Origin of the sequence: Pedobacter sp. CFBP9032, from assembly GCF_034045265.1 — a bacterium.
In the GTDB taxonomy this organism is placed as follows: domain Bacteria; phylum Bacteroidota; class Bacteroidia; order Sphingobacteriales; family Sphingobacteriaceae; genus Pedobacter.
In genome coordinates this window covers 791,651-806,799 of sequence record NZ_JAXCWE010000001.1, presented here as the reverse complement: position 1 = coordinate 806,799, position 15,149 = coordinate 791,651, and the positions used below count along the sequence as shown (strand labels likewise).

General features: G+C 38.2%; 13 protein-coding genes. 10 read left to right on the top strand and 3 right to left on the bottom strand.

What is annotated here, in order from left to right; genetic code table 11:
* Positions 1 to 602 precede the first annotated feature (602 nt).
* The 3 genes from pdhA to SOM16_RS03380 all read left to right on the top strand — a co-directional run bounded on the left by pdhA (position 603) and on the right by SOM16_RS03380 (position 5,243).
* A complete protein-coding gene (gene pdhA / locus SOM16_RS03390; protein ID WP_320462581.1) occupies positions 603 to 1,598 on the top strand; it encodes a pyruvate dehydrogenase (acetyl-transferring) E1 component subunit alpha in 996 nt (331 codons plus the stop codon).
* A 32-nt stretch (positions 1,599 to 1,630) separates the two neighbouring features.
* Positions 1,631 to 3,307, top strand: a complete 1,677-nt coding sequence (locus SOM16_RS03385; protein WP_320462580.1) for a pyruvate dehydrogenase complex dihydrolipoamide acetyltransferase — start codon at positions 1,631 to 1,633, stop codon at positions 3,305 to 3,307.
* 154 nt (positions 3,308 to 3,461) lie between these two features.
* A complete protein-coding gene (locus SOM16_RS03380) occupies positions 3,462 to 5,243 on the top strand; it encodes a DUF885 domain-containing protein (protein WP_320462579.1) in 1,782 nt (593 codons plus the stop codon).
* Between the two features lie 136 nt (positions 5,244 to 5,379).
* On the opposite strand, the gene SOM16_RS03375 is transcribed toward SOM16_RS03380, so the two are convergent.
* A complete protein-coding gene (locus tag SOM16_RS03375; protein WP_320462578.1) occupies positions 5,380 to 5,757 on the bottom strand; it encodes a GxxExxY protein in 378 nt (125 codons plus the stop codon).
* 851 nt (positions 5,758 to 6,608) lie between these two features.
* Between SOM16_RS03375 and SOM16_RS03370 the strand changes: the two genes are divergently transcribed.
* The 5 genes from SOM16_RS03370 (at position 6,609) to SOM16_RS03350 (ending at position 10,582) form a co-directional block, all read left to right on the top strand.
* Positions 6,609 to 7,160, top strand: a complete 552-nt coding sequence (locus tag SOM16_RS03370) for a cupin domain-containing protein (protein ID WP_320462577.1) — start codon at positions 6,609 to 6,611, stop codon at positions 7,158 to 7,160.
* Between the two features lie 67 nt (positions 7,161 to 7,227).
* A complete protein-coding gene (locus tag SOM16_RS03365) occupies positions 7,228 to 8,457 on the top strand; it encodes a serine hydrolase domain-containing protein (RefSeq protein WP_320462576.1) in 1,230 nt (409 codons plus the stop codon).
* 2 nt (positions 8,458 to 8,459) lie between these two features.
* Positions 8,460 to 9,443: a hypothetical protein gene (locus SOM16_RS03360; RefSeq protein WP_320462575.1), complete on the top strand. Its 984-nt coding sequence runs from the start codon at positions 8,460 to 8,462 to the stop codon at positions 9,441 to 9,443.
* Positions 9,444 to 9,548: 105 nt separating this feature from the next.
* The gene (locus SOM16_RS03355; protein WP_320462574.1) at positions 9,549 to 9,854 is read left to right on the top strand and encodes a YbaB/EbfC family nucleoid-associated protein; all 306 of its coding nucleotides are present in this window, start codon (positions 9,549 to 9,551) and stop codon (positions 9,852 to 9,854) included.
* 50 nt (positions 9,855 to 9,904) lie between these two features.
* Positions 9,905 to 10,582, top strand: coding sequence for a metal-dependent hydrolase (locus SOM16_RS03350; protein ID WP_320462573.1), 678 nt, complete (start codon positions 9,905 to 9,907; stop codon positions 10,580 to 10,582).
* 53 nt (positions 10,583 to 10,635) lie between these two features.
* Here the strand turns inward: SOM16_RS03350 and SOM16_RS03345 are convergent, their stop codons facing one another.
* The gene (locus SOM16_RS03345; protein ID WP_320462572.1) at positions 10,636 to 10,977 is read right to left on the bottom strand and encodes a hypothetical protein; all 342 of its coding nucleotides are present in this window, start codon (positions 10,975 to 10,977) and stop codon (positions 10,636 to 10,638) included.
* 142 nt (positions 10,978 to 11,119) lie between these two features.
* Complete coding sequence (polA, locus tag SOM16_RS03340) at positions 11,120 to 13,930, bottom strand: DNA polymerase I (RefSeq protein WP_320462571.1); 2,811 nt, start codon at positions 13,928 to 13,930, stop codon at positions 11,120 to 11,122.
* Between the two features lie 133 nt (positions 13,931 to 14,063).
* Here polA and SOM16_RS03335 point away from each other — a divergent pair, with 133 nt between their 5' ends.
* Together SOM16_RS03335 and SOM16_RS03330 are read left to right on the top strand one after the other, a co-directional pair.
* Positions 14,064 to 14,423 carry a BRO family protein gene (locus SOM16_RS03335; protein WP_320462570.1) on the top strand — a complete coding sequence of 120 codons (360 nt, stop codon included), beginning with the start codon at positions 14,064 to 14,066 and terminating at the stop codon, positions 14,421 to 14,423.
* Positions 14,356 to 15,132: a hypothetical protein gene (locus tag SOM16_RS03330; RefSeq protein ID WP_320462569.1), complete on the top strand. Its 777-nt coding sequence runs from the start codon at positions 14,356 to 14,358 to the stop codon at positions 15,130 to 15,132. The genes SOM16_RS03335 and SOM16_RS03330 overlap by 68 nt, the downstream gene beginning before the upstream one ends.
* Positions 15,133 to 15,149 lie beyond the last annotated feature (17 nt).

Below are 15,149 nucleotides of genomic sequence, written 5' to 3'. Positions count from 1 at the left end.
TCTATTTTATTTAAGTAACCACTCTTAGCCTTATTCTTGAAGCAGGGATAAGAGGAAAATGGTGATCGGGCAAAGTGTTTATGCTTTAGGCTGGTTATTTTGAAAGTTACTTTCATACTTTAAGAAGAATGCATAGAAGGATGGTTATTTCTGAGTTTCCATCCCACAACCCTTGGTTAACTAAGCCCGACAGCAGCAATTATCCTTTTTTATCGAAGAATCATCCGTTAAATAAATAATATTTTGAAAATTTTCATCTGATAACTAAAATATTTCAAAAAAGATAATGCAAATGATGGGAGCAATTTACCCCAAGTATTGCTGCCTTTGCCTTTCTAATAAAATTAATAAATTAGGATTAAAGAGTATTTTGCAGAATAAAATTTCAGCTTTATTTGAATTAATAATTTGTTAAACCGTGAAGTGAAGGGTTAATAAAATCGTGCTTCAGGTAGAAATAACCGTTATGGCGACAAGGTAGCTGGTAAACAACTGTTAAATGTAATTTCCTAGCTGATATTATGATGTTTTTACATTAGAAAGTGCCAAAAATTACAATAAAAAAATTAGATTTGCTGTCGCAAAAAAACAAATACCCTAAAATGAGTGCAGTAGAAATAAATAAAGATACCTGGTTAAAGTGGTTCGAGTCGATGTTGCTAATGCGTAAGTTCGAAGAGAAAACCGGCCAGCTATACGGACAACAAAAAATACGTGGCTTTTGTCATTTATACATTGGACAAGAAGCTGTGGTTGCAGGTGCAATCTCTGCAATGCAAAAAGGTGATTCGATGATTACAACTTATCGCGATCACGCTCATGCTTTAGCTTTAGGTGTAAGTGCCGATAGCATCATGGCAGAAATGTATGGTAAAGCTACAGGTTGCTCTAAAGGTAAAGGTGGTTCGATGCACATGTTTAGCAAAGAACATAACTTTTATGGTGGTCACGCAATTGTTGGAGGTCAGATTCCATTAGGAGCTGGTGTTGCTTTTGCAGAAAAATACAAAGGAACTGATAACGTTAATATTTGTTATATGGGCGATGGCGCGGTGCGTCAGGGTGCATTAAACGAAACTTTTAACATGGCGATGTTATGGAAATTGCCTGTAATTTTTGTTTGCGAAAACAATGGTTATGCCATGGGTACTTCGGTACAACGTACAACAAACATGACTGATATTTATAAAATTGGTTTAGGTTTTGATATGCCATGTGCACCAGTTGATGGAATGGATCCGGTTGCTGTTCATAATGCAATGGATGAAGCCATTCAACGTGCACGTAAAGGCGAAGGACCTACTTTCTTAGAAATGAGAACATACCGTTACCGTGGTCATTCCATGTCAGATCCTGCTAAATACCGTACTAAAGAAGAATTAGAAGATTATAAAGCAAAAGATCCTGTTGAACTTGCAAGAGAAACCATCTTGAAAGAAAAGTATGCAGATCAGGCCTGGATTGAAGAAGTAGAAGCAAAAGTTAAAGCAATTGTAGATCAGGCGGTGAAGTTTGCTGAAGAATCTCCATGGCCGGAAGTTTCCGAATTATACAAAGATGTATACATGACGGAGAATTATCCTTATGTAATGGACTAATATTTTAAAAAGATTTCAATTAATTAGATATAATGGCTGATGTAATTAAAATGCCCAAAATGAGCGACACCATGACCGAAGGGGTTTTGGCGAAGTGGCATAAAAAGGTGGGCGATAAAGTGAAAAGCGGCGATGTTTTGGCAGAAGTAGAAACTGACAAGGCAACAATGGACATGGAATCTTACTGGGACGGTACGCTTTTATACATAGGTGTAGAGGAAGGCGCTTCAGTTCCGGTTGACGCCATTATGGCCGTGATCGGTAAGGAAGGTGAAGATTACAAAGCTGCGTTGGAGGCTGAAAAAGGTGGTGCAGAAGCTGAAAGCGAAAAGCCGAAAGCTGAAAGTACTGAAGAAGCTCCAAAAGAAGAGGCTGCTCCTGCACAAGGCGGTGGTTTAAGCGAAGAAGAATTAGCAGAAAAAGGTGTTACAGTAATCCGTATGCCTTTATTAAGTGATACCATGACTGAAGGCGTGATTGCTGAATGGCATAAAAAAGTTGGTGATAAAGTTAAGGATGATGATGTTTTAGCTGACGTGGAAACCGATAAGGCCACTATGGAAGTGATGGGCTATGCAACCGGAACATTGTTACATATAGGTGTAGAGAAAGGTGCTGCCGCAAAAGTAAACGGTATTATTGCTATTGTTGGTCCGGAAGGAACAGATGTTAGCGGAATTTTAGCCGGAGGAGCATCAAGTACAAAACCTAAAGCTGAAAGCGAAGAAAAAACTGAAGCTCCAAAAGAAGAAAAACAACAAACAACTGCTGACTCAACTTCAGCTCCTGTTGCAGAAGGTTCTTCTGATAGCCGTGTTAAAGCTTCTCCATTAGCAAAGAAAATCGCTAAGGATAAGGGTATTGATTTATCGCAGGTTTCTGGTAGTGCAGAAGGTGGACGTATCATTAAAAAAGATATTGAAAACTTTAAGGCGCCACAAGTGGAAAGCGAAAAGCCAAAAGCAGAAAACAGCGAACAACCGAAAGCAGCACCAGCAGCGCCGGTTATTCCTACTTACGTTGGTGAAGTGAAATTTACAGAGGCTCCGGTTTCGCAAATGCGTAAAGTAATTGCAAAACGTTTAGCCGAAAGCTTATTTACTGCGCCGCATTTCTACTTAACTATAAGTATTGATATGGATAACGCTATGACTGCCCGTACAGCAATCAATGCGGTAGCGCCAGTTAAAGTTTCTTTCAACGATATCGTTATCAAAGCGGTTGCTGTTGCATTGAAAAAACACCCTGCTGTTAATTCATCGTGGGGTGGCGATAAAATCCGTTTCAATGAGCATACTAACATCGGTGTAGCCATGGCTGTTGAAGATGGTTTATTGGTTCCTGTGGTGCGTTTTGCCGATGGTAAATCTTTATCTCACATCTCTGCAGAAGTAAAAGACTTCGGTGGTAAAGCGAAAGCTAAGAAATTACAACCGGCAGATTGGGAAGGTTCTACCTTCACCGTATCTAATTTAGGTATGTTTGGTATTGATGAATTTACTTCAATTATCAACTCTCCTGATGGTGCAATTTTATCCGTAGGTGCTATTCAACAAGTTCCCGTAGTTAAAAATGGTGCAGTTGTTCCTGGTAACGTAATGAAATTAACTTTAGGTTGTGATCACCGTGTGGTTGATGGTGCAACCGGAGCACAATTCTTACAAACATTAAAAGGTTTATTAGAAGAGCCAATCAGGTTATTAGCGTAATTCAGTTAACAATTTTGTAGTTAGCAGTTTCAGTGCTAATGTCTAAAATAATTAAAGCCATCCCCATAAAGGGATGGCTTTTTTGCGTTCAACACCATTTCCATATTTGGACAATAATTTTACTATTTTTGAAGAGACCTTAACTAAAAATTAAATGAAGAAACTAATACTCTTTGCACTTTGTGCTTCTGCGGTACTATCCTGTAAACAAAAAAGTAAGCAAGATAGCGTTGGGAATAACCCACAATTTGCCGCAATGTGCGAGCAATATTATCAGGAAGGTTTAAAGCTTAATCCAATCAGCGCCACCTATATCGGAGATGAACGTTATAATGATCTTCTTCCGAATGATGGTTCGCAGGCATTTATCAAATTGGTGAAAAACTATAACCAACGTTATCTGGATAGCCTAGGTAAATACGACCGGGAGGAATTAACGTCTGAAAATGATAAGCTGTCTTACGATTATTTAAAAGATCAATTGAGTATCAATTTGGAAGGGTTAAAATACCATTCAGAATATCTTCCTTTTAACCAGATGTTTGCTTTGCCGTTAACCATGGGACAATTGGGATCTGGTACAGGTGCACAGCCCTTCAAAACGGTAAAAAATTATGAAGACTGGCTGAAACGGGTAACCGCATTTTCAGTTTGGGCTGATACGGCAATTGCCAACTTTAAAAAAGGTGAAGCTGCTGGCGTGGTATTGCCAAAAGCCCTTGTAGTTAAAATGATTCCACAAATGCAAAGCATGGTGGTTTCGAATCCTGAAAAGAGTCTTTTTTATGGTCCGATTACGGCTTTACCTGCAGGCTTCTCGAGCACAGATAAGCAGCGATTGACTCAGGAATACCGCGATGCAATTACTATGGTGATTGTTCCAACTTATAAGAAATTAGGAGACTTTCTTCAAAATGAATATCTGCCTAAATCGCGAACCACTTCAGGATATTCTGCTATGCCGGGTGGTTTGGCATGGTACACGTATTTGGTTAAACAACAAACCACTACCAATAAAACGCCTGAGGAGATTTATCAAACAGGATTAAAAGAAGTGTCCCGGATTAAAGGACAAATGGATAGTATCAAAAATCTGGTTGGTTTTAAAGGTGATCTGAAGGCTTTTTTTGAATATATGAAAACTGATAAAAAGTTTATGCCTTACCAAACACCACAACAGGTATTGGCTGCTTTTGGAGATATCCATCAACGGATGAAACCAAATTTAAAGAAGATGTTTGATGTGGAACCAAAAACACCTTTTGAGATTCGCCAGACGGAAGCGTTCAGAGCTGCCTCTGCAAGTGCAGAATATAATCAGGGTTCGGCTGATGGCAAGCGCCCGGGAATATTCTATGTGCCAATCCTGGATGCTAAGACATTTAATACGACCTCAGGAATGGAGTCTTTATTTTTACATGAGGCTATTCCGGGTCACCATTATCAAATCTCATTGACTCAGGAAAATAAGTTGCTGCCAAATTTCCGCCGTTTTGGTGGTCATAATGCTTATGTGGAGGGTTGGGCACTTTATTGTGAGTCTTTAGGGAAGGAACTTGGCTTATATCAGGATCCTTATCAGCATATGGGGGCTTTGGGCGATGAAATGCACAGGGCGATTCGCTTGGTAGTCGATGTAGCCATTCACACCAAAAATATGAGCAGGGAACAGGCCATTAAATACATGACGGACAATGAAGCGATTAGTACTGAAGGTGCTACCGCTGAAATTGAAAGGTATATGGCAATTCCGGCCCAAGCTTTAGGTTATAAAACCGGCGCAATGAAAATCAGAGAATTACGAAGCAAATACGAGAAACAACTGGGTGCGAAATTTAAGTTAGCGGCTTTTCATACTGCTGTATTAAAAGATGGTTCGTTTCCACTTTCAGTATTCGAATCGAAGATGAATGCCTGGGCTGAAAGTCAGCGATAATTTAAAAGTGTATATCTTGAGTATTAATTAATATCTGTCATGTTGACTTTGCCGAAATGTCTATAAGAATTTTTTTTTGGATTTCGTCGAGAAGCTCAACATGACATTTATAATTTATCGATATAGTCATCTTTATTTAAAGATGGTTAACTTTTCTGATGATAGATTGTGATATATTAACAGCATTGAAGTTGACGAGAATACCTAATTTCAAACCTGATAATTTAAGGTAAGTGATCACTTGTTTATGATGAACAGGAGTAATTGCTTCTACTGATTTTATTTCTACAATGACTAAATCATTTACCAATAAGTCTAATCGATAACCCGCATCGAGTTCCACATCGTTAAAATATATAGGCAGTTGTAATTGTTGTTTTACTTCTAGTCCTTGCGATCTTAGCACATAAGAAAGCACATTTTCATAAGCAGACTCTAAAAGTCCAGGTCCGAAGGCATTATAGGTGGTAAAGATCGCGCCTCGGATAATATAAGAGATATCGTTTTCATCCATATTTAAAATTGTGAAGTGATATGGGATGATGATCTAAGATATAAATAATTTGTAGGTTATACTATCGTTTGTTGAAACAAATAATTTTAAGTCAGGATGTTTTAATGAGTTCAAATAATCTCCCGCTGATTTACATGGATCTCGCATTTAGTTTTTTGTTTTAGACTCAGCGGAATCATTAATCTGTGGGACAATTGCTTTTGGTTTGTTTATTTATTTCCCGCTGATTCACACTGATTTCGCAGATTGTTTTTTGATTTAGGTTCAGCGGAAATCACCGTAATCTGCGGGACAATTGCTTTTGGTCTGTTTATTTATTTCCTACTGATTCACACTGATCTCGCAGATTAGGTTTGGATTATTAGTTCAGTAGGAATCACTTTAATCTGCGGGACAAATAGGTATTAGTTAGCTATTAATATTTCCCGCTGATTTCGCTGATCTCGCAGATTAGGTTTGGATTATTAATTCAGTGGGAATCACTTTAATCTGCGGGACAAATAGGTGTTAGTTAGCTATTAATATTTCCCGCTGATTTTCGCTCATCTCGGAGATTAGGTTTGGATTATTAATTCAGTGGGAATCACTCTAATCTGCGGGACAAATAGGTGTTAGTTAGCTATTAATATTTCCCGCTGATTTTCGCTGATCTCGCAGATTAGGTTTGGATTATTGGTTCAGTGGGAATCACTCTAATCTGCGGGACAAATAGGTGTTTAGATTTGCTATTGGTTATTCCTGCTAGTTAGAATAGGTTTTTTGTTCTGCTGAAATTATCTTGATCGCCCAGTTATCTCCACTAAATCTAAACCCTTTCACTCTTCCTTTGTTAAGATTAAAATACTTTAACCATGGACAAAGAAAAACTAATACAAGAGGCATATCTTGTTGCGCATAAAATAGAAGAAAACGGAAATTTTCCTAATAATCCGAACCTACCACTCATGATTTACAAAGGTGCGTTTTTAATTCACCCTGATGAAACTGAGGAATCAATCAAAAAAGTATTTGCTCAAAACGGTTATACCAATGCCTGGGTAGATGGAATTTTTGATTACCAACATTATCATAGCAATACGCACGAAGTGATGGGCGTTTTTTGCGGTAAGGCAGAAGTACAGTTTGGCGGGGAGCATGGGGTTTGCATCGAGCTTGATAAAGGCGATGTAGTCGTTATCCCGGCAGGTGTGGCGCATATGAAATTAGATGCTAGTGAAGACTTTACAGTTGTTGGTGCATACCCAAATGGAGCAGAATATAATATTAAATATGGCAAAGCAGAGGAACGCCCCGAAGCAGATGAAGACATCGCTAAAGTAAAAAGCCCGGATAATGATCCTGTTTATGGAAGCAAAGGGCATTTGTTTGAGTGCTGGTACAATCAGAAGTGCGAAAATGTTTAAAACTCTTTCCAATAAAACGTCTAAAATTCTTTAATTTTCGGGTTTTAAATCCCTTTTTTTTAAATAAATGAATTTTAGATACATATGTTCAGCATTAGCCCTCTCCGTAACTTTATTAACTGCTTGTAATAGCAAAAAATCGGAAGAGAAAAAGGCTGCTGATGCAAAAATACGCGTTAAAGAAGACGACAAAGCAGATAGTGCTTTAATTGCATATAACCCAGCGAAGGGTGATAAGTGGATTGCCGATTTCGTTCAAAACCTACATAAAAAGTATGGTTTTAATGGAAATATGTTAGTGGCGAAAGATGGTAAAATTTTATATGAAAAAGCAATTGGCTGGGCAGATTACCTGCACCGCGATAGCTTGAAAATAAACTCTGAATTTGAGCTTGCTTCCATTACTAAAACATTTACCGGAACGGCAATTATGCAATTGGTTGAAGCAGGTAAATTATCGCTGAATGATAACGTAAAGAAGTTTTTTCCTAATTTTCCTTATGATGGGATTACTGTAAAATTGCTACTCAGTCACCGTAGTGGAATGATGAACTATGTTTATTTCATTGATGATATCTGGAGAAAAGAGAAACGGCCTATGAAAAAAGGGGTGACCAACCAGGAAGTAATGAACGTAATCGCAGAGCGAAAACCTAATCCTTATACCAAACCAGATAACCGTTTCCATTACAACAACTCCAACTTTATGGTGTTGGGTGCCATTATAGAAAAAGTAACGGGTCAGCGCTATTCGCAATACATGATGGAACATGTGTTTAAACCGGCCGGCCTAAAGCATACGCACGTTTATAGCACCACTGAATATGAAAAAATTCCGGTCGACGTAGTTGGGCATGATCGCACCTGGAAATATTCTGTAGCGCAAAATTTCTTAGATGGACCAGTAGGGGATAAGGGGATTTACAGTACGCTGCACGATTTAGTGTTGTTTGATAAATATTTGAAAAACGGGCGTTTAATCACCAAAAAAAGTAGTGATTCATCTTATGTTGGTCGGAATAAACCAGTAAATGGTCATTTTAATTATGGTTATGGCTGGAGAATGTTTGATGGCGAAAAGATGGATAAGGTGGTTTACCACACGGGATGGTGGCATGGTTTCCGCCATATCTATGTGCGTGATTTGGATAAAAACATTATTGTTATATTTTTAGGAAACTTAACTAACGGCAGTTTAATGCATTTGGATGATTTATATAAGCATTTAAATATGCCTATTATTCGCAAAGGTGCTTATCATGGAAATGGAAGTTTACCTGGTTCAGATGAAGACTAATTATGGCTAAAACAAAATGGATTATTGAGGCAAATACCCTTACTATTTATCCTAAACGCAATTTACGGATAGTAGCATTAGTATTTTTTATTCTGGTTGCAATATTTATTTACTTCTTAGCTACCCAAATGAGTGGCTATTCCATTGCAACTTCGGCAACCTATTATGGAATACTGCTTTTAATTCCTTTACTCTTAGTTTTCGTAGCGGAATCAAAAGTCATCTTTAATGGAACTGAAAGAAAATTATATAAGAAAATTGGTTTTTTGCCTATTGGATCCATTCCGTTTGATGATATCGCAGCTGTTGAGCCTTACGAAACATTGGGCAGTGGGTTTAATTATTCACTATTTAAAAAAAGTAATCGGCATGGAAAGGGTTTAGTTGTATCTGCGGGTTATAGTAAAGCAACAGATGCCAACCTGATTCAGTATCAAAGTGAAGTGTTGCCTAAAATAGATGAGTTAGTTTTTGCTAATGCGCCTGTTATCGCTAAACAAGCCATTTACGACTTTGAGTTTTTTAGAGAAGAGAGCGGAGTTTATATATTACGGCAGAATAAAGTTGGTGGGTTAATTGTAGGCTTTTTGATGATTAGCATTACGGTAGCCATTTGGCTTAATCCGGATTTTATGATAGAAGAGGCGGCCTTTAAACGAATTCTCGTTACTTATTTTCCACTGATTATAGGTCTGGTTTTTATATATGCGTTCTTTTCGAGCATTAAGTTTGATAAAAACCAGGGTAAGGTGATTCATTCTACCTTCGGCGGTAGGAAAGTGACTGAATATGCTTTTAATGATCTCGTTCGCTTTCAGATTGTGAGAAAAACAACCAATCTGATTTATTCAGGTACTGAAGTAAATGCAGAAATCTACTTGCCAGGCAAAGATAAGATGAAAACCCTGGCGATGAAGAGTTTCATCGGCACGAAAAAAATCGATCGTTTTCTGGATGAAGCCAATACTATTCTTGGTCGGATTTAGTTTCTAAAAGAAGGTAGCAAATATACCTGGTTTCTAATTTAGCTACCTGACGTCTATTTGAAAACCAATTCAATCCAATTTCGTTTACTATAAAACAATAAAATTATGTTCGATCAATTATTCGCAGCACAGCAAAAAGCTGAAGAGATTAAAAAACGTTTAGATACCATTTCTGTATTTGGGGAAGTTGAAAACGGAGCAATAAAAATTACCGCAACAGCAAATAAAGCAATCACGGCCGTAGCCATTGATGACGAATTTTTAAAAAATGCTGATAAGGAAGAGCTCGAAGAATTACTTTTAACAGCGATTAATAAAGCCCTTGCCAATGCGGAAGAAGTTAGTTCAACAGAAATGCAGGCATCAGCTAAAGATATGCTTGGTGGTTTAGGCGGAATGTTTGGACAGTAATTTCACTGTCTGCCGTTTGGACAATATAATAATCAAATCCCTATTATCACATGAAATTTACTTATTATGGTCAATCTTGCTTTTCGATAGAAGCAGATGGCAAAAAATTTCTTTTTGATCCGTTCATCAAATCAAATCCATTAGCGAAAGATATTGATACGACAAAAATCGAAGCAGATTATATTTTAGTTAGTCATGGGCACGGAGATCACGTAGCTGATTTAGTGGAACTTGCGAAACAGACAGATGCGCAAGTGGTTGCCATGGTTGAAGTGGCAGGTTGGATCAAAAGTCAAGGCATTGAGAAGGTGATCGATATCAACTTTGGGACACAAACGATGCCATTTGGTAAACTTCGCACCGTATGGGCAGTTCACAGTAGTTCTAATCCGGATGGAAGTTATGGTGGTAACCCGGCTGGTTTCGTATTGGAACTGGAAGGCAAGCAAATTTATTTTGCGGGTGATACCGCTTTAACTTTAGAAATGAAGTTATTAGCAGACTTATATCATTTAGATTATGCTATTTTGCCAATAGGAGGTCATTATACTATGGGGGTAGATGATGCCATTATGGCCTCAAAATTTGTTAATTGCGATCAGGTGATTGGTGTACATTATGATACTTTCCCTCCAATTAGTATTGATAAAGAAGAAGCAGTTGCTAAATTTAAAAGGGAGGATAAAACGCTATTACTTCCTAAAATTGGCGAAACCATTACACTTTAAACAAAAAAGGGTTCTAACTTTCGTCAGAACCCTTTTTCAATTATAAACTAAACCTAATTCTTTTTGACAGTGGTTTTATTTGCTTTGTAGCGCATATCTGCTGTTCCATCTTTTTTAGTTGGACCAGAAACCTTGGTTACTGCTTTAGTTTTATTTTCTGTAAAACGCTTATCCGGTGTGCCGTCAGCTTTTAATTTTGTTGCTGTTGCGGTAGTAGTTTTCGTTTCAACTTTTTTAGCCTCCTGTTTTGCACCTGCTTTAGCGGGAGCCGTTGTGGTTTTTACTTCTTTTTTAACAACAGTTTTAGCTTTAGCTGGAGTTGTTGCAGGTGTTTGAGCAAATGCTGTTGTTAGCCCGAATGCTGCGATTGCGATTAAACTTAATAATTTTTTCATGTCTTAAAGATTTAATTTTTAATGGTCATGAAGCTTCTTTGTTATCCTCCGAGGTTTCATACTTTTTTTGTACTCGTTATTTGTTGATATAAAATTCGTTACTCGGAATGAAGTTTTAATGAAGTTAAGAAATTATTTTGTTTTAATGTGCAGCTAGCCAATTATCTCCTTCTCCAATTTCTACCACTATCGGTACAGTTAAGGGGATGGCGTTGGCCATTTTATCCTGAATGATGGTTTTCATCACTTCTTTCTCTGATCTAACTACATCGAACACAAGCTCATCATGCACCTGCATGGTCATGGTAGATTGCAGGTTTTGCGCTTTCATCTCCCGGTGAATGTTAATCATGGCAATCTTAATCATGTCAGCAGCAGAGCCCTGGATAGGTGCATTAATCGCATTTCGTTCTGCAAAGCCGCGCACGGTTTGATTCGCAGAATTAATATCTCGTAAATAGCGCCTTCTCCCCATAATTGTTTCTACAAAACCATTCTCCCTGGCAAAGTTCATCGTGTCCGTCATATAACGTTTAATGCCCGGATATTGCGTAAAGTATTGTTCAATAATATCGGCAGCCTCCTTACGTGGAATACCTAGGTTTTGTGATAAACCAAAAGCCGACTGGCCATAAATAATCCCGAAGTTTACAGCCTTCGCATTTCTTCTTTGTGTACTATCTACTTCTTCAATCGTTATCCCGTATACTTTTGCGGCCGTTGCGGTGTGGATATCAATGCCTTTATTGAAAGCATCGAGCATATTTTCTTCTTTGCTGATCTCCGCAATAATCCTCAATTCTATCTGTGAATAATCTGCAGATAATAAGATATGGTTTTCATCTCTGGCGATAAATGCTTTGCGTACCTCACGTCCTCTTTCCGTACGAATAGGAATGTTCTGTAAGTTCGGATTATTGGAGCTTAAACGGCCTGTTGCCGCTACAGCCTGATTATATGAGGTATGTACACGCCCGGTTTTTGGGTTCACCATTAAAGGTAAGGCATCTACGTAAGTAGATTTTAGTTTTTGCAGTTGCCTGAAATCCAGGATATCTTTTACGATATCGCTTTTGCTGGCCAAAGCCGTTAATACATCTTCGCCTGTTTGGTACTGGCCAGTTTTGGTTTTTTTTGCTTTAGGGTCAAGCTGAAGTTTATCAAACAAAACTTCCCCCAGTTGTTTAGGGGATGCCAAGTTGAAAGTTAATCCAGCTTTATCATAAACACTTTGTTCTGCTTTTCTAATTTCAATTTCCAGTTCTGCAGAATAAGTTCTCAGCGTGTCCATATCAATACGTACACCTTCTTTTTCAATATCAGCTAAAACATAAACCAATGGATTTTCAATCTCCTCTGCCAATTTAGCTGCATTGAGTTCTGTCAGTTTGGGTTCAAAAATATGTGCCAGCTGCAAGGTTACATCTGCATCTTCAGCCGCATAATCCACTACATCCTCTACGGGAACATCACGCATGGTGCCTTGATTTTTACCCTTAGGGCCAATAAGTTTAGTGATTGAAATGGGTGAATAACCGAGGTAATTCTCTGATAAAACATCCATGCCGTGGCGGGTATCAGGATCAATCAGGTAATGGGCCAACATGGTATCGAAGATTTTTCCTGCAACTTGAACACCATACCATTTTAGAACCAGAATATCATATTTTGTATTTTGACCAATTTTTTCAATGTCAGGGTTTTCCAGTACTACACGAAACTCATCAACAATGATTTGTGCTTCTTCTCTTATCGGCGGCAAAGGAATGTAGTAACCCGTACCCGGTTTGATGGAGAAAGATAGACCAACCAAATCAGCAGTATTCGCATCTGTTCCGGTGGTTTCTGTATCGAAAGAAATTCTTGGTTCGGCCAATAATATTTTAATTAACGCTGCACGTTTTTCTGCGGTATCAACCAGTTGATAATCATGTTCAGTATTTTCTATTGTTTTAGGAGGCAACTTTTCTGCGGGTTCTTCTTCAATAGTATTGGTGTATTGAATTGTTTCTCCGGTTTGATTGCCAAAAAGATCAGTTTGTGTACCTTCTCCAAATTTGGCGGTAGTTACAGAAAATTCATCACCAAAAACACGTCGTCCTAACGTTCTGAATTCAAGCTCGGTAAAAAGAGGTTCTAATAAATCACGACTTGGATCGCAAAGTTCTAAGCCTGCTTCATCTAATTCTACAGGTACATCTAAAATGATTGTCGCGAGTTTCTTAGAGATCAGACCTTGTTCAGCAAAATTTTCAACGTTTTCGCGTTGCTTGCCTTTAAGTTCATGCGAATGGGCGATGATATTTTCCATCGATCCATAAGTTTTGATCAAAGCTTTCGCCGTTTTCTCGCCAATTCCGGGGATTCCTGGAATGTTATCAACCGCATCTCCCCATAAACCTAAAATATCAATTACCTGTAATACATTTTCAATTTCCCACTTGGCTAAAACTTCTTTAACTCCAAGAATTTCCATATCGTTACCCATGCGGGCGGGCTTGTAAATGAAAATATTTTCAGATACCAGTTGGGCAAAATCCTTGTCTGGAGTCATACAGAAAACCTGAAAACCCTTTTGCTCCGCTTTTTTTGCAAGCGTACCGATAATATCATCCGCCTCGTAACCATCCGAAGTAATCACCGGAATGTTAAAACCTGTAATGAGCTTGATTACGTAAGGCATTGCGGCGGCTAAATCTTCGGGCATTGCCTGGCGATGTGCTTTATAGGCCTCAAAAGAAGTATGTCTTTCAGTAGGCGCTTCGGTATCGAAAACTACTGCAATGTGGGTTGGTCTTTCTTTTTTTAAAACATCTAGCAAAGTATTGGTGAAGCCCATCACTGCCGATGTATTGATTCCTGTTGATGTAAAACGGGGATTTTTACTAAGTGCAAAATGCGCCCGATACATGAGCGCCATTCCGTCTAAAAGAAAGAGTTTTTTATTATTCATGTGATTTCACCGATTTAATGATTACACCGATATGCAGGTTTAATCCGTTGATAAAAGTAACCAAAGTTAATCATATAGGAAAAGGGAGTTATCAAGAAATAATTTTTATAAATTTGAAAAAAGTAGGTCATAAATGAAATCAGAAGAAATACAAGATTTGTTCCATAAATTCGAAGGTGTTGCCGCTGAATTAGAGGGGGTAGTGTGCTGGAGTGCAAGAGATTTACAAGAATTATTAGGCTATACCAAATGGGAAAATTTTGAGAAAGTAATTATTAAAGCTAAAGATGCTTGTAGGAATGTTGGAGAACAAGTTGAGTATCATTTTCCTGACGTCAAGAAAACGATACCAATGCCAAAAGGTGCTGTTAAAGATATAGATGATATCTTGCTAACCAGGTATGCCTGTTACTTAACCGCGCAAAATGAAGACAGTAGAAAAGAAGAAATTTCATTTGCACAAAATTATTTCGCCATTCAAAATAAGTTTTAAGATTAAGTTTCCATTATTAGTAAAAGCCAATAATAATATGAAGTTTTTATATGCCGCATTGTTCTGCCTTTTAATAACAAGCAATCTTGCTGCCCAGGATTTTATCGTTAAAAATAACGATGATGTGATTCGGGGAACCATTAAAGGAACCGATTATTTCTCTGTTTTCATTAGTGCAAATGATCAGCAGGAAGTGGTTCTGCCTGCAAAAGATGTTAAGAATTTTTTCTGGAATGGGAATAGTTTTCTAAGTAAAGGTTTTGCTAACGGTAAAAATTTTGAATACCGTTTTGTAAAAGTAATTGAGCTTGGAACAGTGAATTTATATTCTTTTGGGGGCGGAACATTGATGCCATCGGCAAAAGAAAAAAAGGTGAGGTTTCGCCCGTCTGTAGGCATTGGTGCCGGAACAGGTGGCTTTGGCGGAATGGGAGTAGGTGGTGGGATTAGCATTGGCGGCGGTCGTAATGCTGCGCCTCAACGTTCAGGAGCAGCTGCAGTACGTTACTTTATCGAAAAGCCAGGGACAGGTCCGTTACAGGAAGTACCGATGAAAGCAATTACCGATGAGGATAAAAAGGCCATTGTAAAAACGGTGCTTTTGCAGAAATTAGGTGACCAACCCCTATTGAAAACGAAGATTGAAACCGCTACGGATTTAAATAGCAGAGAGGTAGTGGAGTGGGTACAGGAGTATAATAAAAACTAATAGCGCTATAGTTCTGG